Origin of the sequence: [Bacillus] selenitireducens MLS10, assembly GCF_000093085.1 — a bacterium.
In the GTDB taxonomy this organism is placed as follows: domain Bacteria; phylum Bacillota; class Bacilli; order Bacillales; family Salisediminibacteriaceae; genus Salisediminibacterium; species Salisediminibacterium selenitireducens.
This window is the reverse complement of the sequence record NC_014219.1, coordinates 1,831,300-1,855,493: the sequence shown is the minus strand read 5'-3', so window position 1 is coordinate 1,855,493 and position 24,194 is coordinate 1,831,300. Positions and strand designations below refer to the sequence as shown.

General features: G+C 45.9%; 27 protein-coding genes. 2 read left to right on the top strand and 25 right to left on the bottom strand.

The features are described from left to right. Window positions 1-35 precede the first annotated feature (35 nt). From BSEL_RS08515 to BSEL_RS08435, 17 genes are all read right to left on the bottom strand, one after another. Window positions 36-386, bottom strand: a complete 351-nt coding sequence (locus tag BSEL_RS08515; protein ID WP_013172592.1) for a small basic family protein — start codon at window positions 384-386, stop codon at window positions 36-38. 3 nt (window positions 387-389) lie between these two features. Then, window positions 390-1,088, bottom strand: coding sequence for a DUF881 domain-containing protein (locus BSEL_RS08510; RefSeq protein WP_013172591.1), 699 nt, complete (start codon window positions 1,086-1,088; stop codon window positions 390-392). Then, on the bottom strand, window positions 1,085-1,795 hold the full coding sequence (locus BSEL_RS08505) for a DUF881 domain-containing protein (RefSeq protein ID WP_013172590.1): 711 nt from the start codon (window positions 1,793-1,795) through the stop codon (window positions 1,085-1,087). The genes BSEL_RS08510 and BSEL_RS08505 overlap by 4 nt, the downstream gene beginning before the upstream one ends. Further along, the gene (locus BSEL_RS08500) at window positions 1,779-2,558 is read right to left on the bottom strand and encodes a cell division protein FtsQ/DivIB (protein WP_013172589.1); all 780 of its coding nucleotides are present in this window, start codon (window positions 2,556-2,558) and stop codon (window positions 1,779-1,781) included. Before BSEL_RS08500 ends, BSEL_RS08505 begins: the two co-directional genes overlap by 17 nt. Window positions 2,559-2,601: 43 nt before the next feature. Then, a complete protein-coding gene (gene murB / locus BSEL_RS08495) occupies window positions 2,602-3,549 on the bottom strand; it encodes a UDP-N-acetylmuramate dehydrogenase (protein ID WP_013172588.1) in 948 nt (315 codons plus the stop codon). Between the two features lie 5 nt (window positions 3,550-3,554). Next, on the bottom strand, window positions 3,555-4,670 hold the full coding sequence (gene murG / locus BSEL_RS08490) for an undecaprenyldiphospho-muramoylpentapeptide beta-N-acetylglucosaminyltransferase (RefSeq protein ID WP_013172587.1): 1,116 nt from the start codon (window positions 4,668-4,670) through the stop codon (window positions 3,555-3,557). Beyond that, the gene (gene murD / locus BSEL_RS08485) at window positions 4,667-6,034 is read right to left on the bottom strand and encodes a UDP-N-acetylmuramoyl-L-alanine--D-glutamate ligase (RefSeq protein WP_013172586.1); all 1,368 of its coding nucleotides are present in this window, start codon (window positions 6,032-6,034) and stop codon (window positions 4,667-4,669) included. Before murD ends, murG begins: the two co-directional genes overlap by 4 nt. Then, window positions 6,034-7,008 (bottom strand): phospho-N-acetylmuramoyl-pentapeptide-transferase, encoded by a 975-nt coding sequence (gene mraY / locus BSEL_RS08480; protein WP_041581841.1) that lies wholly within the window; start codon window positions 7,006-7,008, stop codon window positions 6,034-6,036. Before mraY ends, murD begins: the two co-directional genes overlap by 1 nt. 19 nt (window positions 7,009-7,027) lie before the next feature. Further along, a complete protein-coding gene (locus BSEL_RS08475; protein WP_013172584.1) occupies window positions 7,028-8,383 on the bottom strand; it encodes a UDP-N-acetylmuramoyl-tripeptide--D-alanyl-D-alanine ligase in 1,356 nt (451 codons plus the stop codon). Next, window positions 8,380-9,846 carry a UDP-N-acetylmuramoyl-L-alanyl-D-glutamate--2,6-diaminopimelate ligase gene (locus BSEL_RS08470; RefSeq protein WP_041582385.1) on the bottom strand — a complete coding sequence of 489 codons (1,467 nt, stop codon included), beginning with the start codon at window positions 9,844-9,846 and terminating at the stop codon, window positions 8,380-8,382. The genes BSEL_RS08475 and BSEL_RS08470 overlap by 4 nt, the downstream gene beginning before the upstream one ends. Window positions 9,847-9,998: 152 nt before the next feature. After that, the gene (locus tag BSEL_RS08465; protein WP_013172582.1) at window positions 9,999-12,200 is read right to left on the bottom strand and encodes a penicillin-binding protein; all 2,202 of its coding nucleotides are present in this window, start codon (window positions 12,198-12,200) and stop codon (window positions 9,999-10,001) included. An 18-nt stretch (window positions 12,201-12,218) separates the two neighbouring features. Further along, the gene (gene ftsL, locus BSEL_RS08460) at window positions 12,219-12,602 is read right to left on the bottom strand and encodes a cell division protein FtsL (RefSeq protein ID WP_013172581.1); all 384 of its coding nucleotides are present in this window, start codon (window positions 12,600-12,602) and stop codon (window positions 12,219-12,221) included. Beyond that, window positions 12,599-13,552 carry a 16S rRNA (cytosine(1402)-N(4))-methyltransferase RsmH gene (gene rsmH, locus BSEL_RS08455; protein WP_013172580.1) on the bottom strand — a complete coding sequence of 318 codons (954 nt, stop codon included), beginning with the start codon at window positions 13,550-13,552 and terminating at the stop codon, window positions 12,599-12,601. Before rsmH ends, ftsL begins: the two co-directional genes overlap by 4 nt. A gap of 54 nt (window positions 13,553-13,606) precedes the next feature. After that, window positions 13,607-14,038 (bottom strand): division/cell wall cluster transcriptional repressor MraZ, encoded by a 432-nt coding sequence (gene mraZ / locus BSEL_RS08450; protein ID WP_013172579.1) that lies wholly within the window; start codon window positions 14,036-14,038, stop codon window positions 13,607-13,609. 171 nt (window positions 14,039-14,209) lie between these two features. Next, on the bottom strand, window positions 14,210-15,844 hold the full coding sequence (gene bshC / locus BSEL_RS08445; RefSeq protein WP_177304823.1) for a bacillithiol biosynthesis cysteine-adding enzyme BshC: 1,635 nt from the start codon (window positions 15,842-15,844) through the stop codon (window positions 14,210-14,212). Window positions 15,845-15,935: 91 nt separating this feature from the next. Beyond that, window positions 15,936-16,316: a DUF3397 domain-containing protein gene (locus BSEL_RS08440; protein ID WP_041581839.1), complete on the bottom strand. Its 381-nt coding sequence runs from the start codon at window positions 16,314-16,316 to the stop codon at window positions 15,936-15,938. A 1-nt stretch (window position 16,317) separates the two neighbouring features. Further along, window positions 16,318-17,229: a ketopantoate reductase family protein gene (locus BSEL_RS08435; RefSeq protein WP_013172575.1), complete on the bottom strand. Its 912-nt coding sequence runs from the start codon at window positions 17,227-17,229 to the stop codon at window positions 16,318-16,320. A gap of 182 nt (window positions 17,230-17,411) precedes the next feature. Here BSEL_RS08435 and BSEL_RS08430 point away from each other — a divergent pair, with 182 nt between their 5' ends. Then, a complete protein-coding gene (locus BSEL_RS08430; RefSeq protein WP_013172574.1) occupies window positions 17,412-17,933 on the top strand; it encodes an N-acetyltransferase in 522 nt (173 codons plus the stop codon). A 111-nt stretch (window positions 17,934-18,044) separates the two neighbouring features. On the opposite strand, the gene BSEL_RS08425 is transcribed toward BSEL_RS08430, so the two are convergent. The 3 genes from BSEL_RS08425 to BSEL_RS08420 all read right to left on the bottom strand — a co-directional run bounded on the left by BSEL_RS08425 (window position 18,045) and on the right by BSEL_RS08420 (window position 19,717). Then, entirely contained in the window at window positions 18,045-18,743 is a 699-nt protein-coding gene (locus tag BSEL_RS08425; protein ID WP_013172573.1) for an enoyl-CoA hydratase/isomerase family protein, read from the bottom strand. 224 nt (window positions 18,744-18,967) lie between these two features. Next, entirely contained in the window at window positions 18,968-19,141 is a 174-nt protein-coding gene (gene rpmF, locus BSEL_RS17505; protein WP_013172572.1) for a 50S ribosomal protein L32, read from the bottom strand. Between the two features lie 51 nt (window positions 19,142-19,192). Next, window positions 19,193-19,717, bottom strand: coding sequence for a YceD family protein (locus BSEL_RS08420; RefSeq protein ID WP_013172571.1), 525 nt, complete (start codon window positions 19,715-19,717; stop codon window positions 19,193-19,195). 231 nt (window positions 19,718-19,948) lie between these two features. Here BSEL_RS08420 and BSEL_RS08415 point away from each other — a divergent pair, with 231 nt between their 5' ends. Continuing rightward, the gene (locus tag BSEL_RS08415; protein WP_013172570.1) at window positions 19,949-21,151 is read left to right on the top strand and encodes a nucleotidyltransferase; all 1,203 of its coding nucleotides are present in this window, start codon (window positions 19,949-19,951) and stop codon (window positions 21,149-21,151) included. 93 nt (window positions 21,152-21,244) lie between these two features. On the opposite strand, the gene BSEL_RS08410 is transcribed toward BSEL_RS08415, so the two are convergent. The 5 genes from BSEL_RS08410 to BSEL_RS08390 form a co-directional block, all read right to left on the bottom strand. After that, window positions 21,245-22,297, bottom strand: a complete 1,053-nt coding sequence (locus BSEL_RS08410) for a SepM family pheromone-processing serine protease (protein ID WP_013172569.1) — start codon at window positions 22,295-22,297, stop codon at window positions 21,245-21,247. A 13-nt stretch (window positions 22,298-22,310) separates the two neighbouring features. Next, a complete protein-coding gene (gene coaD / locus BSEL_RS08405; protein ID WP_013172568.1) occupies window positions 22,311-22,805 on the bottom strand; it encodes a pantetheine-phosphate adenylyltransferase in 495 nt (164 codons plus the stop codon). Beyond that, window positions 22,798-23,361: a 16S rRNA (guanine(966)-N(2))-methyltransferase RsmD gene (gene rsmD / locus BSEL_RS08400; RefSeq protein WP_041582380.1), complete on the bottom strand. Its 564-nt coding sequence runs from the start codon at window positions 23,359-23,361 to the stop codon at window positions 22,798-22,800. The genes coaD and rsmD overlap by 8 nt, the downstream gene beginning before the upstream one ends. A gap of 73 nt (window positions 23,362-23,434) precedes the next feature. Then, window positions 23,435-23,758, bottom strand: coding sequence for a YlbG family protein (locus BSEL_RS08395; protein WP_013172566.1), 324 nt, complete (start codon window positions 23,756-23,758; stop codon window positions 23,435-23,437). Then, window positions 23,751-24,191 carry a YlbF family regulator gene (locus BSEL_RS08390; protein WP_013172565.1) on the bottom strand — a complete coding sequence of 147 codons (441 nt, stop codon included), beginning with the start codon at window positions 24,189-24,191 and terminating at the stop codon, window positions 23,751-23,753. The genes BSEL_RS08395 and BSEL_RS08390 overlap by 8 nt, the downstream gene beginning before the upstream one ends. Between the last annotated feature and the right edge of the window lie 3 nt (window positions 24,192-24,194).

Here is a 24,194-nt window from a genome sequence, read left to right as displayed (position 1 = left end):
ACGTTCATTACGTTAATCGCTGCTGATGTTGCCTGTCATTCTTCAGAACCTGTCTTCCTGTGTCCAAGAAAATGTCTGCGGATCGTTCCCATATTCTTAAACATACGCAAAATAAACACTACGGCAACCGCTATATACAAGTCTACACTAAGATGAACACCGAGAAAAGCCAAAGTCAAGGCTAAAATCAAATTTGTTACAAAACCTGTTAAAAAAATACGTTCATCAAAATCCTGTTTCAGCTGCGCTTTTATTCCTCCCATCAGGGAGTCCCCTGCCGCCAAAATGGCTACTGCAAGATAACTGGCATCCGGCACTGTCATTTGCAGATTCACAAGAAAACCAATTAATATACCGATAAACAATCCCAAGATGGGGAGCCACATATTCTATTCCTCCTGAACCACTTCCATATATCTGATCCGTGGCAGCTGATGATACGCAGGAAGTGTAATTTCCTCCGCCACTTCAGCAGTAAAACTCATATTCTCATACTGAAACAAGTCTCTGGCATTCGAAGCGAGCATGGCGTAACGGAGATCATCAGGCCGGTCTGTCAGCACTTGAATCTGAATTGGAAAATAGCTGATCCATTGTCCATTGATCAGGGTACGCCCCTCAACTTCCCGAATCGCCGTTGACGAAACAATCCGTTGCCTGTCTATGGCAATATGCCTTGCTCCCTGAATGTTCAGTTCGTTGATCAATAATCTCAACAGATATGGCGGTATGTGAGTAACCCCACCACCGACATAAGTTTCATCAAAGTGCAGGTCGATTTCAATGATGACTCCTTCACCTGTCATTTCAGTGAATCCGGCATCCTCTCTCAACGATTCTTGTACGTGAAACAACAGATCTTCCACATCATCCTCTGAAACAAGCTGATCAAGAACAGCTTTGCTCTCTTCTATCTGATCATAAAGTTCCTGCCTGCGTTCTTTCTGCTCCATCAGATCCTGTCTCAACTCTGCAAGATTCCGGGTATCCCCGCTGACATTCATCGCCCCTGAATCCGTTTGAACCATAATCATCAGTCCCGCAAAAACCGCAACAAGTCCCATCAACAAGGCATGTGTTATCTTCATGACGTTTCCCCCTGTTCATAACGGGGTCTGATGGTGATTTCAGATTCCATTTGCGTTCGAACCTGAATTTGATCGTCAAGCAGTGAGTCCATCACTCCACCTGGTAATTTCAGTGACTCAAGAAGCGTTTCACTGTCTCCAATGACACTGATTTCAAAAGGAGCAAATGAGACGTGACCATCGACTTCAATAACCGGACCGACACACTGAATATATGAATCATGGGAGAGTCTCTGCCCATTGACGGATACCGCTTCGGCTCCTGCAACGAGAAGCTCATCCACGACTTTTTGAATATGGTATTCATGAACAATGTAATGATTTGGATTATCTTCTCCGGGTATAAAGTCTGCATCCGTCAATGTCACAGTCAATCCCGGCCCTTTTACCGGTACAGTTCCGTTAAACATTCTCAATCGATCGACATCTTCGATCACGTTGAATAGTGTGATCTCCTGATCACCAAGTTCCTCCTCAACTGCACTGATTTCAGCCTGGATCTCCGAAAGTTCATCCTGAAGAATGAGATTTGCTTCTTGCTCTTCGAGAATTTCTCGTTGCAACCCCTCTTCCAGACTTAAATCTGCTTCATTGATTGTTTCCTGAGAAAACACGCCATCCTGAACAAGCTGAAAACTGACAGAAAGCAACAGCCCGGTTACGAATAAAACAAATGTTAAGATGATATGTTTACTCTTCAATTTCAATTTCTTCTTCCTCCTGACCTTCCCTTTCGAAATATGGAGTCATTCTCATGTGCAGAATGCCTTCCTCTTCCGGGTTCAATTGAATCGCTACAGCCGGATAAGCGGTCATATTCGAAGCGAAATCATTGATTTCCGTATAAACAGTGAATCCATCCGTTGTATACAGCGTCAGATGATGTTCACCCTGATCCGGTTCGTGGACAACTTCCGATATCCTTCTTGTCACCATCTCATCCAACTCGTCAAGTTCATGCGCGAGTCTGCCAAGTTCTGAATGGGCATCCATACCACTGATTAATGGTTCATCCACGTGCGAACCCTGAAACTCTTCCTGATTCAATATCGATCCGTCGTTTAATAGCGGATAAAAAGCACCGTTTTCAGCGGATCGAAGATAACCCACCGTTCTGTATTCATCCACATATAGGGTAATCGAACGGGGCCAATTCCTTTCTGCTTCAACAGACACGATAACAGGATGTTCCATCAGCTCCTCAACAGCCTCATGGAAGGGGTAGGACCACATTGAAACCCCATCTGTTAATCCCGATGACTCAACCACCCATTTCTCATCCACCATATCTGTCCCATAAACATCAACATGTCCAACCGTACTGTAATCACTTTGAAAATAATAAACAAACAGGAGAAAGAATGCGAGAATGGAGATATAAAGGACAAGCCTCCTGCGGCTTTTTCGTCTGCGCTGTTCACGGAAGTCAGGCACTTTCTGTTCGATATCTATGACTTTGCCGTCAGCCATTCTTTCTCCTCCTTCCTCACTCTGATCATTGAATACGGATAAGTCAATGTTTGCGGAAAATTCTAAGCGCCTCAGCAGCAGATACCGTTGAGCAGTCAGGACGAACCACTTGCACTTCAGGCTCGAGCGTTACCATCGCTGTCTGCTCGATCTTTTTTTGAATGTAAACCATCAGATTCAGGACATCTTCAGCGGTGCCTTGCTGATCATTAACGATGAAATTGGCGTGCTTTTCAGAGACCTTCACACCGCCAAAGCGCTTCCCCTTTAAACCGGCGTCTTCGATTAATTTTGCTGCGAAAAGCGGTCTCGGATTTTTGAACACGCTGCCACAGGATGGCTCACCATATGGTTGCGTGTCTTTGCGGTACTGCTTGTTCTTCTCAAGCACACTCGAAATGTCCTCACTGTCACCACTTTGAAGCGTCAGTTCAGCCTCCAGACAAATCAGTTCTTCATCCTGCAAAAAAGAGTGCCGGTAAGAAAACTGCAAGCTCTCACCCTCAAACCACGCGTCCGTTCCGTCCGGTCTCAAAACGTGAATCCTTGAGATTACATCCGCCATCTCTCCGCCATGTGCACCGGCATTCATGAATACAGCTCCGCCGACAGTTGCAGGAATACCCGCTGCAAATTCCAGGCCGCTTAACCCGTTTCTGCTCATTTTAGCTGCGAGTTTTACAAGTGAATACCCGGCTCCAACGGTTACAGTATTCCCTTCTTCAGTCAAATTCGTCAGGGCATCGGCCATCTTGATGACCACTCCGCGAATGCCCTCATCCGGGAACATCAGATTCGAACCTTTCCCTAAAATGAAATAAGGGATCTTCTCAGCTCTGAGGTATGCGAGAAGATTCGTCACATCCTCCACATCAGACGGTTCGTACATCACATCTGCTTTTCCCCCGATTCTCCAGGTTGAATACTTCCCAGTCATTTCATCGTAAGTGATTTTACCTCGAAGTGTATTCGGAAGTGTAATGGTTCTCATGATGACTATCCTTTCTTTTGATCCAGAATCAAACCCTCTATCAATTTGGTTATATGTCTCGCAGCTTCAGGGCGTCCAATTGATGCGGCCGCATCTTTCATCCTTAAGATCTGTTCTTGGTTTGATAAGATCTCTGTCAGTGTGTCAAACAGTACCTGCCCGGACAGATCCCTTTCGAGAATAACCCGGGATGCCCCTTTCTCTTCCAATAGGCGGGCATTTTTTTCCTGATGATTATTCGTTACATATGGACTCGGTATTAATACGGATGGTAAACCAAGACCGGTGATTTCAGCCATCGTGGTCGCCCCTGCACGGGCGATGACCAAATCAACCTCTTTTAAAACCGCCGGCATGTCATGTACATAAGGAACGACGTGGACCCTGTCGCTCATGTTCGCATGATGCAGTGCCTGCACAGCTTCCTCATAATGCGATTCTCCCGTGACGAAAATCAACTGATACATCGAATTCGCCATCAGAGGAATCAGAGCTGTAACAGCTTCATTAACGGGCCTCGCTCCACGGCTGCCTCCTACCGCAAGGATCGTCGGCTTTGCCGGATCGAGTCCTGATTCGGCCGCATAACCTGCCGAGTCTTGCTCTACGTGATATACGACCTCTGACGCCCTCGGGTTTCCCAGCATTTCCGTTTTTTCTTCAGGAAACGAATCACCTAAGACCGGAAATGACGTAATGATTTTATCCACGTAGCGGGCTAGAAACCGGTTCGTTAAACCCGGTACGCTATTTTGTTCGTGAATCACAGTCGGTATACCAAGTTTTGCCGCAGCATAGACGACAGGACCGCAAACATAGCCACCTGTTCCGATGACCACATCCGGTTTGAACGTCCGCAGATGCTGTTTAGCAGTACGAACTGCTTTTAAGAACCTGAAGACGGTTTTCACATTATCCAATGACAGTTTCCGTTTAAATCCGCTGATATTAACGGTTTTGAATGGGATCTGCTCTCTTGGAACAATAGTGGCTTCCATACCGCTGTCCGTACCGATGTATAAAACATCTGACTGATCATGTTCCCTATTGATATGCCGAATCAGTGCAAGAGCGGGATAAATATGCCCTCCTGTACCGCCACCTGTAACGACTATTCTCATAACTTATCCTCCTTCAATCTGGCGACCGCTTCAATAAACGTGTCTCCCCGTTCTTCGAATGTGCGAAACTGATCCCATGATGCACACGCCGGTGAAAGAAGGATGATGTCGGACTCTTCACTTATTTCTTCAGCCTTCCGAACGGCCTCTTCGAGTGTCGTTGTTTTCAAGATGGTTTCAACACCGGCAGATCTCCCTGCTTCAGCAAGTTTATCAGCTGTCTCACCATACGTCACGAGTCCTTTTACCGATTGTCCCATTGGGGCATAAAGATCATCAAAGCTCAATTTTCTGTCCAATCCTCCGGCGATCAGAATAATCCGCTCTCCAGGAAACGCTTCTAATGCCTTGACCGTTGCAGGAACGTTCGTCGCCTTCGAGTTATTAAAATACCGGACACCGTTCACAGTATCCACATACTGCAAGCGGTGTTTGACCCCCTCAAAACTCGCGAGGACATGACGGACCTGTTCAGGATCCGCTCCCGCCTTCATCGCAGCGGTGGCTGCAGCGAGGCCATTTGACAAATTGTAATCTCCCGGTAATGAAAAGTCATCGCGACGCATCAACACTTCACCCAAAACGACTATGTCACCATCTTTGATATAGGAGCCGCCATCAACGATTCGCTGTGTCGAAAACGGAATGCAAGTCGAATCCGCCTGTTCTGCAAGGGAGGAGACCAGTGGGTCATCCGCATTGTAGATCAGCACATCATCTTTCGATTGGTTTCGGAAAATACGGGCTTTTGCCTGGGCGTAGTCATCCATCGTCCCGTGATAATCGAGATGTGCCTCAATTAAATTAAGAAAAACGGCTATATGGGGCTTAAATCGGTTCGTTCCCTGCAGCTGAAAGCTTGACAGTTCCACAACAAGGATATCCTCAGGAAGCGATGCATCGGCGACTTTACTGGCGACCTCACCGATATTCCCGGCTGCTTTGGGATTTTTCGGGCTGTTTTCAAGCATTGATGCCGTCATTGTCGTTGTGGTTGTTTTGCCGTTGGACCCCGTAATTCCGATCATGTCACAGGCGGCAATTTCCCCTGCGATTTCGACCTCGGTAATAACAGGGATCCGCATGTGCAAAGCCTTCTTGATGAGTGGGTGATCATAAGGAATCCCCGGATTTTTCACAAGCAGATCCAGTCCCTCATGAACCAGCGTTTCCGGATGCGATCCGCACACAACCTCTGCCCCCTCATCCTGAAGCTGTTTTGCCTGTTCATTATCCTCGATCGGCGTCCGGTCATTTACCGTCACTCGTGCCCCGAGTCTGAGAAGGATTTTTGTTGCTTCAGTGCCGCTTTTCGCAAGACCCAGCACGAGTATATTCTGATTTTTATAAATTGACTGTTTCATTACATCCACACCTCAATCCATACACCAAGCAGGGCGAATACCAGCCCCATTGACCAGAAGACGATGACAACACGCCATTCACTCCATCCGGACATCTCAAAATGATGATGAATAGGACTCATTTTAAAAATACGCTTGCCTCTCAATTTAAATGATGCAACCTGCAGGATCACCGACAGTGTCTCAATGACAAAAACAGCTCCGATGATGATGAGTAAGAGTTCCGTTTTTGTCAGGACCGCAATCATCGCTAGGGCGCCTCCCAATGCAAGAGAACCGGTGTCTCCCATAAAAATCTTGGCCGGATGAACGTTTACCAGCATAAAACCGGCCATTGCTCCCGAAACCGCGAGAGCGAACATCGTCACGTCCATCATCCCTGCCTGATGAGCGATAAAGGCAAACGCAGAAAAAGCAATGACACTGCTTCCTGCAACCAGACCGTCCAATCCATCCGTCAGATTTACTGCATTACTCGTACCAACAAGCACCACAACCAGGAAAGGAAAATACGCCCATCCAAAGTCCAGTGACCAGGCAGTCCCAGGTACGGAAACTTCGGTCGAAAACCCGCTCAGCATCAGGATGAGATAGATCACTGCTGAAATCACGATCTGTCCTGCAAGCTTCTGCTTTGAAGTCAGTCCAAGATTACGCTTTTTGACTACCTTGATATAATCGTCCATGAAACCTAGAAGTCCGAAGAAAACGGTCACGATTAAGAGCATCATCACATTCGCAGACACCGTCTGAAAGCCTGCACTGATAATCAGTGTGATCATCACAATCGCAGTCAAAAACATGACGCCTCCCATCGTAGGCGTTCCTGACTTGACCTGGTGCCACTGCGGCCCTTCTTCTCTGATACTCTGTCCGAATTTCAACTTTCGCAAATAGGGAATAAAAACTGGTGACAGCACTGCCGTTAAGAGAAACGCACCGGCCAGTGCAAATAGTAATCCGTCTTGAAACATTGGCTTCATGAGCCCCTTTCTATTCGTTGTTCCATTCTTTAATCATCTCAGTCATGAGAACACTGTTTAGGCCTCTGTACAGGACAAGTGCTTCATCTTTTAAAAGCTCCGTCAACTCCGGCATGGCTTCGTGGTGAGTCTGATAATGACCACCATTCAGCGTGATCCCTGCATTATTCAGCGCACTCCGGATCCAAAATGCCTTCTCACCAATCGTGATCAAATCGGTAATCGGATCCCGAAGCTCATCCGCAAAGACTTCATGGATGATTTTTTCTTTCAGGGGATTCGATTGAAATCCCTCATCGACAATCAGGACACGCCTGTCAAAATGATGCATATGCTTCAGCATCCCAAGCGAATATTTCAATCCGCTTTTCAACCCTCGGCCATGATCCACGAGAACAACGGTGCCATCCTTTGAATGACATGTCTCAAAATCGAAATCCTCCATTGTCAGTTCAGAGACGCCCTGCGCGACAGACTCCGCACCCATACCCAAATGAATAGCAGGACCGAGAGCCGCCAAAACGCTCATAATATGATCTTTCATCAGCCATGGCAATGAAAAGTCAAGAAACATGATACCCTTTATGGAAAACAGAACACGGCCATCTTCTTCACGAACCTGTTCCGGGTAAAAAAGGCTGTCTGAGTCCTCTCCGTATTCCACCAGATCCGTTTGCCAGTCCACGTCTTGCCAACGATTGCGGTCCACAAAAACCGTTCCTGTCTTTTTCATTCCGGCTTCTATATGAACAGCATGACCTGCTATATCTGCTTCATGCTGATCCCGATGACAACATAAAACCGCTAACTGAGGAATGATAAGTTCGCTTGCAGACCTGACAATATCATCTGTTCTTGAAGGGACATCAAATAAAATCACATCGGTATCATCCGGCATCGACAAAACAGATGAAAAGAATGGCAATGGTTCACCAAGCGTTTCTTCCGGTAAATAGACTCTGTAGTTTTTTTTCAACATGCCTGCCAGCACGGTTCTTGTCAAATGCCTGGTATAGTCACCTGTGACTGCGACCCTCGTCGGATCAATATCAAACAAATATTGCTCAGCCATTTCTTCAACAGCCCGTTCCGGATCCTCGACAAAGAAAAGTGGGAACGTACGGTCTAAAGTCTTGGGAACCGGTTCTGATATTCGCCAAAGAGAGGCTGCTGCGCCATTTTCAACCGCAGCCTCGATCAGCTGATGCCCGTCAAACATCTCACCTTTCAGCGGAACAAAAAGATCACCTGTCACAATGTTTTCCGGATTGGTCTGCACACCATGTGCAACAAAGGTTAACGGAATATCGCCGCTCATCTCTTTGGAAACAGATTGAATCAGCTTTCTGTCGATATGTCCACTCATGAGTATCTCTCCTTTACAGCTTCTAAAGACACCTTTCTATCATCAAAATCAAGGGTCACATCACCTGTAATCTGGTAGGTTTCATGCCCCTTACCTGCAATAACAATGACCTCTCCTTCTGTTGCATTCATTATCGCATGGGTGATTGCTGCTTTACGATCGGTTTGGACCGTATGATTATCTTTACTCATACCGGACAGGATATCCTGAATAATCGCTTCAGGATTTTCTGATCTCGGATTATCCGAGGTTAAAATGACGTGGTCTGCCAAATCTTCGGCCAGTTTCCCCATTAGCGGACGCTTCTTCCGGTCCCGGTCTCCTCCACATCCAAAGACCACAGTTACCGGTCTGTCAGTCGTCTCCTTCGCTGTCCGGATCACATTTTCGAGTCCGTCAGGCGTGTGTGCATAATCGACAATGACGTGAAAAGGCGCATCCGTTTCCACCCGTTCAAAGCGCCCCCGGACCTGAGGCAGTTCCGAAAGAAAGCGGGCCGCCTGCTCCGGTTCGATTCCGATTGCATATACTGCCGCAAAGGCAGCAAGAGCATTGTAAACGGAGAATGTGCCTGCAAGTTTCAGCTGGACCGGATAAGACTGCTGATTCAGACGGATCGTGAATCGGATGCCCTCCGGACTGACTTCTAAATCTTCCGCCCTGACATCGCAAGGTTTTTCAATCCCATACGTTATGACAGGCACAGCCGAAGCACCCAGCATGATATCCGCATAGCTATCGTCGACATTGATCACAGCCCGCTTATAGGCGTCGGTTTCACCACCCGAACCAAGTTGAGAAAATAACAGGCTCTTTGCCTGCGCGTACTGATCCATCGTTTGATGATAATCCAGGTGGTCCTGGCTGAGATTTGTAAAGACCGCAACATCAAATGCCGTTCCGTGCACCCTTCCCAAATGAAGGGCATGAGACGAAACTTCCATTGTCACCGCTTCAGCTCCTGCAAGGTACATCTCGTTCAACCGCTTTTGCAGTGTAAAAGACTCCGGAGTTGTATTGACCGTTTCCGTCTGAATGCCTTTCAGTTCTGTATACATTGTACCTATCATGCCGGCTTCTGTGCCTGCGCGTTTCAGCAAATCCTGAATAAAATGCGTGACACTCGTTTTTCCATTCGTTCCTGTCACCCCGATCATAGTCATCCGATCAGACGGGTAGTTGTAAAAACGGGCCGCCAGCTGAGCCATGGCCCGTCTTGAGTCCCTTACAATGAGCTGTGTACCATCCACAGGAAGCTCCTCTTCCGTAAGGAATGCAACCGCACCACGATCAGCTGCCTGAGCTGCATAATCATGGCCATCTACAGTAAATCCCCGAATACAGAAAAACAATGCACCTTCTGAGACAAGTCTTGAATCCATTTCCAGACTCTTGATATCCTGATCCAAATCGCCTTTGACACGGCATGGACTGATATGATCTAAAAGTTCTCTGATTTTCATCATCATCATCCTTCTTGCAATCATTATCGTTATCGCTTTATACCCTGTCTCATTTTACTGCTGCAAAGACAATTTGTCACCCGATTTCTAGAAAAGATGACCTGTCTGAATAAACACGGAAGAGGAATGGTCCATTCACCATTCCCCATCCTTCAATTCATGAAGAAATCATCATCAGAATCCTCTTCACTGTCAACATCTTGTTGCTGTTCATCGACCCATTCCTCTTCATCAAGAGAGGATGTGGACAGTTGAACGGCTAACCGTTGCAACTGATCCAAGGGCGTACCCACTGCAGGCATCTGACGGATCACATAGCCCGTTCCGTCCGGTTCTGTTTCGATATCATATAATGACGCCAACATATACACGGTTCTGAGAGACCAGCCTGTCAGGTCAGGAAGCGTCACGTCCCCGTCTGTAACAAGAATAACAGTCTCGCCGTTCACAACGTCTGTTCCTTCCGGCGGCGTCTGCTTACTGATGATATCCCCGTTACCTATCACTTTCACTCTGTACCCTTCTTCATCGAGCTGTTCTTTCACCCGTCCAGTGTCTTGTCCGACAAAAGTCGGCATTGGATGACGTTCTGCTACCTGATAATCCTCACCTTGTTCTGTTGGCGCGATATTCAAGTATTGAAGCGACTGTTCCATAACTTGCCGGAACACTTTACTGACCGGTTCATTTCCTGGTACATGCGGTTCTATATCCGGCTTTTCAACAGCCACATATACAATCACTTCGGGGTCATGCGCAGGTGCCATGCCGAGAAATGAGTAAATGTAATTGCCATGTCCTGACTGATACCCTGGAGCCCCTTCATTCGGAATTTGTGCCGTACCGGTTTTACCGGCAATCTGAAAACCGTCAATTGCATAAGGGTGTCCGGTTCCGCCTTCTCCGGAGACAACCGTTTCAAGAAGTGCGAGTACTTCATTGGCGGTATTTTCGGAGATGGGATTCCCCGAGACAGTCGGTTCATTTTCATACAACGTCTCTTCCCCGTCTGCAGCCACAATCCTGTCAATGACATACGGTTTCATCATGGACCCATTGTTTGCGATGGCAGTTGCAGCCTGTATTTGTTGTATCGGAGAAACAGCTGAACCCTGTCCGAATGACGTGGTAGCAGCATCAATTGTATACGTGTCTGCAATCAGGCCGGTTGTTTCATTCGGTAAATCGATGCCCGTCGGGTCTCTGAAACCGAAAGCATTGACATATTCAAAAAGCGTGTCCTCACCAAGGTACTCAAGGGCCAATTTCGAAAAAGCCACATTCGAAGATCTGCGCAACCCCTCATTATAAGTGATCTCTCCCCAGCCTCTTCCCTGATTGTGATCACGTACGGTCCGGTCGATGACCTGATAGGAGCCTGACTGGTAGGTATGGTCCCCTTGGTACACGCCTTCTTCAATCGCAGCAGCCAATGTGAATATTTTCATGGTGGAACCCGGCTCGAACCTTGAAGACACGGCATAGTTCGAGTAGTTCTCAATTTCCTCATATTGATTCGGATTAAATCCGGGGCGATTTGACATCGCCAGTATTTCACCTGTTTTCGCATGAGCCGCAATGGCAATCATCCGTTCAGGATCATATTCTTCATTCACCTGATCCATCGTCTGTTCCATGGCCGTCTGGATTTTCGCATCGAGGGTCAATGTCACATCCGACCCATTTACCGGTTCAGTCAGCTGTTCATCGGCATCAAGCAACGGACGCCTTCGTCCGTCTCTTTTGTATGTCAAGAGCCCATCTTCACCTTCCAGGAATTCATTGAGTGTGGACTCAAGACCCATCCTTGCGACAGACATGTCCCGCTCAGTATATCCGATTACATGTGAGGCAAACTGCTGTCTCGGATAATAGCGCCTCGGGTCTTCCCTGAACAAAATCCCGTCGAGATCAAGTTCCTCAACTTCGCGCATCGTTTCATAGCTCAGGTTTTTTGCACGAGGTCCCAGTTCAACCTGAGCTGCGCTTCTGGTAAGGAATCCTTCGAGGGTCGCCTGCTCAATCCCGAGAACAGGAGAGAGCGCTGATGCTGTGCCGACAGGGTCACTGACGTGACGGTCATATGAATCATCAAGTATAGCCACGATCGTATAGGATGGGATTTCTTCTGCCAGCACTTCTCCATTACGATCCAGGATACTGCCTCTTACCCCTTCGAGTGTCCGCGATTCGGACCATCTTGATTCAATCATGCTTGCCAGATCATTGCCCTGTACCTCTTTTGCAGCCTGTATGTAAACAAAGCGTGAAAAAAGAACGGTTATCACGAGAAGCAGAAGACCCATCAGGGTGATCCCTCTTCGAATCAGCGATCTTTTTCTTTGAGGATCCATCAAGTGCACACCTCCTTCTTAATCAGGAACACCTGCCGGAGACTGATGAATGACACGGACTTGACCATCCTGCAAAGACATCCCTAAATCCTGACGGGCAATTTGTAAAATTCTGTCCGGATCCGACAATTCTTTCACTTGCAGGGTCAAACCGTCGACAGTGCCTTGGTGGTGTTCGATTTGGGTCTCCATCTGCTGAATCTGGTGATTGTTCATATACAATAAAGCATAGTTTGAAATCACAGCAAAACACAGCACACAAACAGCGATGGCACCAAGAGAGTATAGTATTTTCTCTCCTTTTGTAATTCCGCCTTTGTAAATTCGTTCCGTGACATGCTGTGTTTCCGTCTTCCGAATCGGCCGCGGCTGGGTCTGATGAGGATTTTTTAATGAACTCATTCGCTATCCCTCCTGCTGGATTGTTTTTCTGCGATTCTCAGTTTGGCAGAGTGTGAACGGTGATTGTCGTCGAGTTCGTCCACATTAGCCGTAATAGGTTTTCGATTGATCAGTTTCAAAACCGGTTCATAGCCTTCCGGGACAACAGGCATGCCCCGTGGCAGCTCCGGAGGCTGACTCAGTTTTCGGAAAAGCTGTTTACATATCCGATCTTCAAGAGAGTGAAAGGTGATCACCGCGATACGGCCTCCCGGCGCAGTCATGGTCACAGCATCTTCCAATGCTTTTTCAAAGACACCCAATTCATCGTTCACAGCAATCCGTATCGCCTGAAACGTCCGCTTGGCAGGATGTCCGCCTTTTCGTCTTGCAGGTGCCGGTATGGCGTCTTTTATGATCTCAACGAGTTCAAACGTCGTCTCAACCGGTTTCGTTTCCCGGTATTTTTCAATCTTTCTCGCTATATATTTCGCGAATTTTTCTTCCCCGTATCGGCTGAATATTTTCATCAGATCTTCAAAAGACCACTCATTAATCACTTTATGGGCAGTCAGTTCGCTTGTCTGATCCATTCGCATATCCAACGGGGCATCAAACCGGTAACTGAAACCACGTTCAGGAACGTCGAACTGCGGTGATGAGACACCGAGGTCAAAGATAATACCATCAACCTCCCGATAACCGAGTTTTTCGAGCTCCTCTTTTAAGAACCTGAAGTTCCGTTTTACAATATGTAACCGATCTCCATATGGCTTTAACCGTTCTTTCGCATGGGCAATCGCGCTCTCATCCTGATCGAAAGCAATCAGCTTTCCGTCTTCTCCAAGTTCTTGAAGAATCCGCTCACTGTGCCCGCCACCCCCGAGAGTGCAGTCGACATAAACACCACCGGGTCTGATGGCCAGCCCTTCGACCGTTTCTTCGCGAAGTACTGTATCATGTTCAAACAAACCGTCCCCTCCTTTCTTGATGATGGTTTCTTATACGTAATGACAGGCGCAACCTCATAAATCAAAATCTACGATACTTTCCGCAATATCACTGAACGACTCTTCAGATTCCTCGAAATATGTCTGCCAAACCGATTTACTCCAAATTTCAACCCGGTTACTGACACCTATGACCACGCACTCTTTCTCAAGATCCGCATATGTACGAAGCGTAACCGGAATATTCGCCCTGCCCTGTTTATCAAGTTCGCACTCCGTCGCACCAGAGAAGAAAAACCGCGTAAAGGCACGTGCATCTTTCTTGGTAAACGGGAGTGATTTTAATTTGTCTTCAATGACATTCCATTCTTTCTGGGGATAAACAAACAGACACTTATCCATGCCTCTCGTCACAATGAACTTGGCTCCAAGCTCTTCACGAAAACGGGCAGGTATGATCATACGGCCTTTGTCATCGATATTATGATGATGCTCTCCCATGAACATACAGATGCCCCCTTCCCCCACTTCATAACACTAACTTACCACAACCCACCACAATCCTCCACTCTTATCCGATAAAAAGTCTGACAGTTTCAAAATAGGGGTCTTTTTACTTATCTTTGAAAATATTAACTCAAATAAAAAAGGATCACCCTCCATAAAGGGTAATCCTGCTCACAGGAATATTTTTAAATGATCTCCTGACCGATAATTGATTAAATTCTGTCGTATTTTGTGATAAATATTTACTATGATATCCGGATCATTTTTATGAAGTAAGGTGATGACAGAATACACTCGCTCCTGGGGATTACCTCCCGGGGCAAGATCACCTTCAACCGAACGCAGCCGCTTAATATGATGATCCTGGTCTTCAAACCTCTGCTTTGTTATCTTTTTTTGAAATTGCTCTATTTCCTGATGAAGCCTTCGTTCGAATTGTTCTGTAAGCTGTGAATATGACAAGCGTTCCTGGCTGTATGCTTCTTTCGCGCCGTTCACCGATGATTGGATTTGCGCCTTCATTGACTTGATGACAGCTTCATCATCTACCGTTTTGCGACATTCAATAATGGCATCAAGATGCTTTTGAACTCCTGTCTTCAGCACTTCTTCCTCGGTCATTCCATATCGCTTCAGCTCTTTTTCGGTCTTTCGCTGAACAACCGTCATCTGTAATCTTGGTTTTATTACGGGCATTCGATGATCAAACAGATGAAACACCTCTCGGAGCACCATCCAGTATTTGATTTCACCTGGACCACCGATAAACGTGTGAACCGGAAGGAGAAGATCCTGCATCACCGGTCTTGTTACCACGTTATTACTCAGTCGGATATCTTCCTTATGCAGAGCCTCGATCAATTCTGTTTCAGTCCAGTGCCTTCCTGAAAAAGGGTCCGTAAACTGATTCTCAGATACTGCCGACAACAGCTGGCGTTCCCCATTTTCATCATGCAAAAATAAGTGGGCGTTCTCCGGACCGGTATGAATCGGTTCCCCGTATCCATATGTTTTGCATGTTGACACGGCCGATTGAAACACTTGTCGAACAGCGTTGTTTTTTTGAATCATGGATACAAAATGATCTTTTTCGATGCGGCGTATTTCCGGATCCTGGGCATCCATAAAAACGAGACCGGTCCCTCGAAATAGATCACTCATCCACTTCACAAAGAAAGATGAATACGTTTCTTCATCTTGAAGAAGACATTCGGCTTTATTGAGTAAAAAGACGGTTCGTTCCGATTCCGGATCTGCCTTCACGAGATCTTTCAAAAGCCGTAAAATATCATCTTTACGCACAAACGTCTCAGAAGCGGGTGTTTTGAGTGGAGAGGGATCCTTTAATTTCACTTTCATCTGACGATCAATAAAAGTATACGTATGGTTAATCTCTTCCTCATCGTGATCTTCACCGGCAATCCAGAAAACAGGAACGACAGACCTGCCATATGTCGATTCCAACCGTTCCGCTTCAAGTAAAACCGACATCATTTTATAAACGGTGTACAGAGGTCCACCAAACACACCCGCTTGCTGACCACCTACTACGACGGTCGTTTCCCTGTCTTTCAGTTTATGTATGTTTTTGATAGCCTGCTCATCGGGGTTGAACCGCTCTTGATAGTGAAGCATGGCGTCACTGAGACCCTGTCTGTTATATGTAATGGCATCAAGTTCCTCAAATCGAGCTTCTTCTCCTTTGCTGTCAGGACTGTAATCGAAGAAGCCTCTTACAGGATCACTGAATTCGCGATACTCATCAAGAAATGCTGATGCTGCCTGGTTCATTTGTTCTATCTTCATTTTGTCATCCAACTTTCCTGCAAGCTTTACATTCATATTGAATTCATTAAGTAGTATAGCAGACTTATATTGTGCAACCAATCATTTTGCTTCACTGCATCACTGTGTAAATGACCTCAGAAATCAGAAGACCGAGGTATACCCCGAAATAGAGTAAAAAGTGAAGCCGCCAAGCCATCAACAGAGATTTCTTAACATCGACCTCATCGAACAGACGCCAATGAATGAACAACAACAATCCCAAACTGGTCAGAAAAACAGCAATCATCCAAAAGAGAATATCCAAACCCAGAAATTCCAATACACCAAAATAGATCGCAGCTGCAAAGAAAGGGACTGAGACATCCAGCGACCTCTTCACCATCCCCCTTTTTCTTCCTGACCAGATCATTTGCAGCAAATAACTCAACACAATGACTATTACCGGCAGGGTTATGAGAGTTGCTGCGATTTGAATAAGAAGCGCCGTCATCTTACCGGACACCCCTTTCTTTCTCCATTTGATGTACCTTGTTCAGGAGATTTGAAGTTACCGGGACTTCCAACCCCCGCTTTTGAGCTTCTTCTATGATGAAACCGAGAATCGCATCAACTTCTGTGCGCCTGCCTTTATCCATATCCACTTTCATCGATGACTGGTTCCTTGCCGTTTTCCGAATCACATCGAGGACGAAATCCCAATCCTCCATTCGAAGTCCAAGAACAGGTAACGCCTCTTCAAAGACACTTCTCCCAACTGACAAGACATGTTCATTCTCAATCATCTTACCGTTTCGTATCCCATAAATAGCCGTCACCGGATTGACCACTGCATTAACAATCAGCTTTTTCTTCTGGTAGCCGGTCACATCGTCAGTCTGATTCACCGGGAAATCCGGTTCATCATTTAATGCATCGATCAATAAATACCTAAGTTCTGAATTAACAATCAGAGCTCCCCGGCCTGTATGCTCCACTTTCGTTGGTGCATGCTTCATAACGCCATGAGTAACGATCGCTGGGTAGCTCCTCACAAAGCCATGGCGAATCGCCTGTTCGACGTGCCCCATTCCGTTTTGCAAAAATAAGATCGGCACACGTTCTTTCGTGTTCCTGTCAATATAAGGTTCAACCTGTTCAAGCCACTCAGAAATCGACGTCTGCTTCACAGCATTGATCATCAAATCCACATCAGCCGTCATCGATTCAGTCAAGGCCGCGGCGCTTTCCGCTTCGACTTCTTTTGTAAATGACCCCGCCTGTGACTCCACAGAAACACCCAAATGCCTGATCTGATCAGACTGTTCGGGAGTTCGTGTAATCAGTTTCGTCTGATGCCCGAGTCGGGCACAATGCGCCGCAGTAAAGAGTCCGATGGCTCCTGCTCCAAATATCAGTATCTTCATATATAACCACCTGCTCTCTTTTCTCTACTTTAGAATACCATAGTTTGTATTCACACTCGCCTGAGTCTGTTCAAATCATGCATTTGCATATGTTTCATCGGAATACGTTTTCATTTTACTAGAAATGAATTATAATGAACACATAATCGTTTTTTCAAGAGATTTCAGTTGGAGGGATTGCCATGACAGGACATGAAGTGGTCAGACTCAGAGTTAATTTCAAGACATTGGAAGAATTCGAGAATTTCAGAGAGTATGGGCAACAGGAACTGTCCATGAAAGAAGATTTGGAAGAAAATATCGTTGAAAACGACTCGGAATCACCTTTTTACGGCATTTATTTTGGGAATAAGCTCGTCGGCAGAATGAGCCTCTACAAAATCAGCGCCAAGTATGATCTGTACTTCGACCCACCACATGACTATCTTGAATTATGGAAGCTGGAGGTACTTCCCGGCTACCAGGGAAAAGGCATCGGCAAAGCAATGGTTGATTTTGCGAAGAGTTTTAAGCTTCCTGTTAAAACCAATGCCAGACAGCGATCAGATGACTTTTGGAAAAAACAAGGATTTACAGCTCTTACGTATCACACAGAAAGGGACCGTGGAGAAAACCCTTATGTATGGCTCCCAGAAGGAGTTCAAGAAAAAATCGATGTGCAGGAAAAGAAAGAAGCATCTGTCTCAGAGCCTTTCGATGAGTGACTCAAAATGATGCTCAGCACCTTCACTTTCAGTCAGTTTATAAAAAAAGCCCTCATGCGTGAGGGTTTTTTTGTTGATCGAAAAACCGTCTGAATCCCATTCAAACGGAAATTATTTTTCAAGAAAGGCCTTGATCTTTTCTCCATGAATACTGCTTCCCCATAAGACAGCGCATTCTTCAGCTTCATCGTACATTCGCTTTTCAAGATCCGGATCTGGCAGTATTTTGTCAACCCCTTCAAACAGTTCAAGATCAACCGGCTTATGACTCAGCTGAAAACCAAACTCTTTCAGCTCATTACCGCTGTAAATGCGACCGGTGCGCAGCATTTCATCAGCCGATCCTTCATCAATATGACGCTGAATCAAACTCGCACCACCCCAACCTGTCCGAATACCGAGCTTCACCTGAATAAAACCGAATTTTGCATCCGGTGTGACATAAATCCGGTCAGCCGAAGCAGCAAGCTCTGCGCCTCCGCCAACAGCAGCACCTTCAACAAAGCTGATCACTGGACATGGCAGATTCTTGATTCTGATCAATACAGCTGTCATCGGCTTCAGCATCTTTTCAAGCACTGCCTCCCCTGCATCAAGTTTATGAAAATCCCGCAGATCGCCTCCGCTGCAAAAGGAGCCGCCTTCCCCTCTGATCAGTAAACCTTTCAGCGCTTCTTTTTTCTCCAGTTCTGTCAGCGCGTCATCAAATGCGATAATCATGGCGAAATTAACCGCGTTCTTCATTGCGGGTCTGTTCAGTACGATTTCTGCATAGTGCTCTGTAAGCCAGTTCAGCTTCAAGACATTCATTCCGTTACCTCCAATTCACGTATCAAGACAAGTCGACACATTCATGACCATGAAATCGCCGTTAAAGAACGTTCAGGATATTTCGTTTAAAAGTGATAAGTGACCGTTTCGAGGAACAACCTTTGCATCACAGCTGCCAACATCGGACCAAAATAAAGCTCTGTTTAACTGAGAGAAAAAGAAAAAGCAGGAAAGCCGTTAAGCTGTTCCTGCAGAAATTACATTTATTTTGATACGACGTCTCTGCCTTTATAGGCTCCACAAGACTTGCAAACGCGGTGAGAAAGTTTCATTTCTCCGCATTCAGGACATTCAACCATGCCTGGCACGCGCAATTTTAAGTGAGTACGACGCTGACGCTTCTTTGTCTTACTTGTTCTTCTGAATGGTACTGCCATGAGTCCCACCTCCTTGATGATGTTCAGTCTCCGGTAACCAGGTACCGGTGTTCATTTCTTATCAAAAAATTGTTCCAGCTTCTTCAGTCGGGGATCCACCTGAGTGTCGTCAGACTCTTCATCTTCCTCCACATTCAGATTCAGTTGCCAGCCTGGACCCTCTTCCGGAGCCGGGCCTGCCTTTTTATCACTGAAAACCCGCAATGGTTTTTCAAGGAGAATCCTCTCCTGAATATAAGGCAGTAAATTAACCGTTTGACCATCTAGGTCATGGACGTCTTCGTCATCCTCTTCGAAGGTGGCCCATTCATCAAGCGGAAAAATCTCCGTCGCTTGAATGGTAAAGGGATGCTCCACATCGTTTAACGTCCGAGCGCAAGGAAGGGTCATCGATCCGGAAATCTGCAACAAGAATGTGACAGATTCCTTTGAGAACAATGCTTTTCCTCTTACAAGAACGGGTGTGACGCCTCTGATTTCACGGTCCACTTGCATGATTTGACTCATGTCAACCGATTCATCCACTTGCAAACCCTTATGCCGGAGGGCTTGCAATTGTTGTACCGACCATTTCATACTTTTCACCTCAAGACAACAAATGTAATTATATCTTTCAATAATCGCTTTGTCAAGAATATTTCTTTACAGATTAGTCATCTTTACAAATCTGTTTTTTCGGTTGATCAAGCTGCTTTAAAGCATTTTTTAATGCCTCTCATGAGGTAACTTTGAAATCCTGTCGTGTCTGATCACAGGAAACTGCTATACTGAACGTACACGTTGATTATAACATCAGGAGGCTTGTTTATGAAGATTCTCGGATTAATTACTGAATATAACCCGTTTCATAACGGTCACTACTATCATTTGCAGCAAAGCCGTTCATTGACTGATCCTGATTTGACCATTGTCATTATGAGTGGTGATTTTCTTCAACGCGGTGAGCCTGCTCTTATTTCCAAATGGGATCGGGCAAAAGCAGCAGTGAGGTCCGGTGTGGATCTTGTGTTTGAACTTCCTTATCAGTACGCAGTTCAACCCGCGGACCGTTTCGCAAAAGGAGCGGTCCGAATGCTTGCTGATACCGGCGTTACAGATGTCGTATTTGGGAGCGAGCATGGTATATCAGCTGATTTCACCAAAGCTGCGTCAATGGCTTTGCAATATCAAGATCAAATCAATAAGAATGTCCGCAAAAACATGCAATCAGGAGAACGATTCCCGAAAGCCTATGCGAATGCTGTTCATGAAGCGTCCGGAAAAGAGATAGCTGTGGATCTCAGTCACCCGAATAACAGTCTCGGCTTTCATTATACTTTGGAAGCTATGAAAATGGCGAGTCAGATAAATATGCATACCATCAAAAGAGCCGGAGCCGGATATCACAATCCCGAACTCCAAACGGGAAGCTTTTCCAGTGCCACAGCAATTCGCGGTCATCTCCTGACAGAGGGGACTTCTGCAGACAGCATTTCACAAGCAGTGCCAGAGACAATGATGGAAATCATTAGACAATCAATCGAAAGTAAGACGCTGGCCAGTTGGAAAGATTTCTACCCATTCCTTCAGTACAAACTCCTTACCACATCAAATGAAGCGCTGTCAGCGATTTATGATTGTGATGAGGGTCTTGAAAACCGTTTGAAAAAGAATGCCAAGGAACCTACTTTTACAGAGTTTCTTAAAGCGGTGTCCACGAAACGTTATACGAATACAAAAATTCAAAGACTTCTTGTTCATCTGCTATCCAATGTTCAAAAGTCAGAGATGGAAAAGGCACTCTCTGAACCACCTGCTTTCAGACTTCTGGCTATGAACACCAAAGGCAGAAACCACCTGAATCATCTGAAACATAAAGATATTGATATCGTAGCAAAACAATTCGCCACTTCAGGGTGTGCAGCATCCATCCATAATCGTGTTTGTGATGTTTATGGAATCCCGCACATCAATAATCCATACTTCAGAGAAGAGCATCAGAGAACACCCTATTTGCATGAAAACGAATGACGAAGACTTACCGGATGATGATCGTCTGCACAAACTATGACAACGTCCCTCAGGCGCCTGTTTCTAAAAGGCCTGAGGGACGTCACTTTAGATTTATGATGTTTCACGCCGTTCATACAGATAGTCAAGTGCATCTTCAAAGGTATCAACAGGAACGATGTCCATTTCTGTTCCGCTCGCTTCTGCTGCCAAGAGTGCTTGTTCATAATTTGAATCTTCTCTGCCATGTTCATATGGCGCAAAGAATACATCCACCCCGGATTCGTGTGCAGCGTGAACCTTCTGGCCTGCCCCGCCAATTCTTCCTACCGAACCGTCATCCGACATAGAGCCTGTTCCTGCTATATTCAAACCTGAAGTTATATCATATTCAGTCAGTTGATTATAAATTTCAAGAGTGAACATCAGACCTGCAGAAGGTCCTCCGATCTGTGCGGCGTCAATATCGACCTGTTTGGACGTTGACAGTGTACGGTCCGTCACCGGATTCGATACCCCAAGACCCCCGGAACCGGGTTCTGCACCTAATTCTTCAGGAAATTCTTGGATCGTAATGGTCTCTGAGAGCGTCTCATCCTCCCGTTCGAAGGTGACAGAAACCTCGTCACCTATCGTAAATGCACTAAGGATATCCAGCATCTCATTCACTTCATATACTTCTGTTTCATCGACCCCGATTATCCTGTCTCCCGGTTCGAGCTTCCCTTCTGCGTCCATACCCTCAATAATCTGAGTCACAATCACGCCATGATATTCAAAGTCCGCAGATTCTTCCGCTGCTTCAAAGGCGACGATCACAGCCGTTTCCTGAGAGCCGCTCATCAGCATCATTTGCCGATGCTGGTAATCTTCGTCGCTCTCACCTTCCGGTCTCACCTGATCCACATGCAACAATTCACGCCTGTCACTGAAAAGAGACCACACATAATTAACCGGATTCGCACGACCCATTCTGATCGTTGTCAGCATAAAAGACCCTTCATAATCGTAGCCATCTTCCACTTCAATTACTTCACTCAATACCTTGGCATCTCCCGGGACCGTGAAAAAATAGGGTGTTTGAACGAATGTCAAACTCATTATGATACCGAGCAGCACGACCCAGCGTATCACTGACCCTTGCCAAGTCCGTTTTTTTTCATCCATCCTCCATCACCCTTCACTTGTCGTTTTGACTGAATTTATGCTGCAACGCCTGTTCAACGCAGTCTGGCACAAGATCTTTTGTTTCTGCATGAAAACGCGCCAATTCTTTTACAATGCTTGAACTTAAGTAAGAATAAGCAGGGCTTGTCATCATGAAAAAGGTTTCAATATGGTCATCCAACTTCCTGTTAATGGATGCCATTTGTAACTCATACTCGAAATCTGAAACGGCTCTCAGACCCTTAATGATTGCCTGTGCTTCCTTTTTTCTCGCATATTCAATTAACAGACCGTCAAACTGATCAACCTTGACATTGTTCATCCCGGCAGTCGCTTCCTCAATCAAAGCCACCCGCTCATCCGCTGAAAAAAGCGGCTTTTTACTACTGTTTGTCAATACCGAGACAATCACTTCATCAAAAATACCGGAAGCCCGTTGAATGATATCAAGATGGCCAAGCGTCACCGGATCAAAACTTCCAGGGACAATCCCCGTTTTCTTATTCATCTTCAGCACCCCATTTATACATCGTAATTACCGTATCGCCATATGTTGCACGCTTTGATACATAAAGCCCCCCAATCCCGTCCTTCAATGATACGCGCTTGTCATGTTCACAGATGATCACTCCGCCTGCTTTCAACAACTGCGCATCTGCAATGACATCCAGTTGCTTTTCAAGCTCCTGTCTGGCGTATGGCGGATCAAGAATGATCATGTCAAATGAACGGTTATTCTTGATCAAAACTTGCAGCGCCTTATTCGCATCATTTTTAAACACTTCCACAAAGGAATTCATGTTTGTGCGAGATAGATTTTCCCTGATAACCTGTATGGCAGCATAATGTTTGTCAATCAAAACTGCATCCGTCAAACCTCTGCTCAGCGCCTCAATGGCCATACCTCCGCTACCCGCATACAAATCAAGTACAGAACCCCCGTCAAAATAAGGACCTGCGATGTTAAACACCGATTCTTTCACCTTATCTGAAGTGGGTCTTGTCTGATCACCAGACAATCCCTTTAACCGCGTTCCTTTGCAGGAACCACTGATCACACGCATGAGCATCGCCCTTTCTTGATCTTCTGTCCGAACCATGATTCAGGTCCCTTACGAGTAAAAGAAGCCTTCAGATTCACTGAAGGCCCGGATTCCCGATCAGATTCCCATTTTGTATTCTTCTTTCTTTTCTTCTTTTGGAACCTTTTTTTTGATACTCCGTTTTTATATACGGTTTCATCGATTGCTCCACATATTTCACTGCATTGATTGATTCAAGTCGTCTGGTTACTTCCTCGACGCGTTGCAAGTCACAATACAAATAAGCATATTTCATCTTCCTTGACACATAATGAATATGCCCGTGTCTTTTCAATTGCTTTAACGGTCTCATCGAATGCAGCCAAACAACAAGACCGATTCGTTCAACAGCCTGAAAATCTTCCTGATGGTTATCCACAGCCGCAACTCCCCCCTGTTCCACAGCCGCCTGAGCAGCCGGTATCAAAAAACGGATTACCTGAAGGTACTTTGATTTCAGGTGAAACAGCATTCGCAAACAAACCGCTGATTTCATTGAGCAAGGTTTCAAGCTCCGTCTCCGCTTGCTTAAATGCGGCAATGAGCGGCTCTGTATCCACCTGTCTCTTTAATTCACGGATTTCAGCGGTTACCCGGTGAAAATCAGGGTGATATTTCCCGAACCGCTGCACTTCTTCATAGGCCTCTTTCTTCTTCATAAAAGCCTGTAACAGTTCTCTGCACCCTTCATCTTCCTGAACGGCACGTTTTGCATTTCTATAGGAATGATACACTTCCGATTGAAGGATCATCTCACTTAAATCATCAGACGCCAAAAGGACATCTGCGTTTGTCGTTACTGCAGTCGTCAAAAG

Coding starts and splice junctions, on each gene's coding strand:
- BSEL_RS08435 (WP_013172575.1), bottom strand. CDS start 17,229: ATGAAGATACTGATATTTGGAGCAGGAGCCATCGGACTCTTTACTGCG.
- BSEL_RS08515 (WP_013172592.1), bottom strand. CDS start 386: ATGTGGCTCCCCATCTTGGGATTGTTTATCGGTATATTAATTGGTTTT.
- BSEL_RS08475 (WP_013172584.1), bottom strand. CDS start 8,383: ATGAGTGGACATATCGACAGAAAGCTGATTCAATCTGTTTCCAAAGAG.
- BSEL_RS08470 (WP_041582385.1), bottom strand. CDS start 9,846: ATGAAAATCAGAGAACTTTTAGATCATATCAGTCCATGCCGTGTCAAA.
- rsmD (WP_041582380.1), bottom strand. CDS start 23,361: ATGCGTGTGATCAGTGGTTCCTGCAAAGGAACGCGGTTAAAGGGATTG.
- BSEL_RS08415 (WP_013172570.1), top strand. CDS start 19,949: ATGAAGATTCTCGGATTAATTACTGAATATAACCCGTTTCATAACGGT.
- BSEL_RS08510 (WP_013172591.1), bottom strand. CDS start 1,088: ATGAAGATAACACATGCCTTGTTGATGGGACTTGTTGCGGTTTTTGCG.
- coaD (WP_013172568.1), bottom strand. CDS start 22,805: ATGAATAAGAAAACGGGGATTGTCCCTGGAAGTTTTGATCCGGTGACG.
- BSEL_RS08410 (WP_013172569.1), bottom strand. CDS start 22,297: ATGGATGAAAAAAAACGGACTTGGCAAGGGTCAGTGATACGCTGGGTC.
- BSEL_RS08500 (WP_013172589.1), bottom strand. CDS start 2,558: ATGGCTGACGGCAAAGTCATAGATATCGAACAGAAAGTGCCTGACTTC.
- rpmF (WP_013172572.1), bottom strand. CDS start 19,141: ATGGCAGTACCATTCAGAAGAACAAGTAAGACAAAGAAGCGTCAGCGT.
- BSEL_RS08465 (WP_013172582.1), bottom strand. CDS start 12,200: ATGGATCCTCAAAGAAAAAGATCGCTGATTCGAAGAGGGATCACCCTG.
- BSEL_RS08430 (WP_013172574.1), top strand. CDS start 17,412: ATGACAGGACATGAAGTGGTCAGACTCAGAGTTAATTTCAAGACATTG.
- BSEL_RS08440 (WP_041581839.1), bottom strand. CDS start 16,316: ATGACGGCGCTTCTTATTCAAATCGCAGCAACTCTCATAACCCTGCCG.
- ftsL (WP_013172581.1), bottom strand. CDS start 12,602: ATGAGTTCATTAAAAAATCCTCATCAGACCCAGCCGCGGCCGATTCGG.
- mraY (WP_041581841.1), bottom strand. CDS start 7,008: ATGTTTCAAGACGGATTACTATTTGCACTGGCCGGTGCGTTTCTCTTA.
- murB (WP_013172588.1), bottom strand. CDS start 3,549: ATGAGAACCATTACACTTCCGAATACACTTCGAGGTAAAATCACTTAC.
- BSEL_RS08425 (WP_013172573.1), bottom strand. CDS start 18,743: ATGAATGTCTTGAAGCTGAACTGGCTTACAGAGCACTATGCAGAAATC.
- BSEL_RS08420 (WP_013172571.1), bottom strand. CDS start 19,717: ATGAAATGGTCGGTACAACAATTGCAAGCCCTCCGGCATAAGGGTTTG.
- bshC (WP_177304823.1), bottom strand. CDS start 15,844: ATGAAGATAGAACAAATGAACCAGGCAGCATCAGCATTTCTTGATGAG.
- mraZ (WP_013172579.1), bottom strand. CDS start 14,038: ATGTTCATGGGAGAGCATCATCATAATATCGATGACAAAGGCCGTATG.
- murG (WP_013172587.1), bottom strand. CDS start 4,670: ATGAGAATAGTCGTTACAGGTGGCGGTACAGGAGGGCATATTTATCCC.
- murD (WP_013172586.1), bottom strand. CDS start 6,034: ATGAAACAGTCAATTTATAAAAATCAGAATATACTCGTGCTGGGTCTT.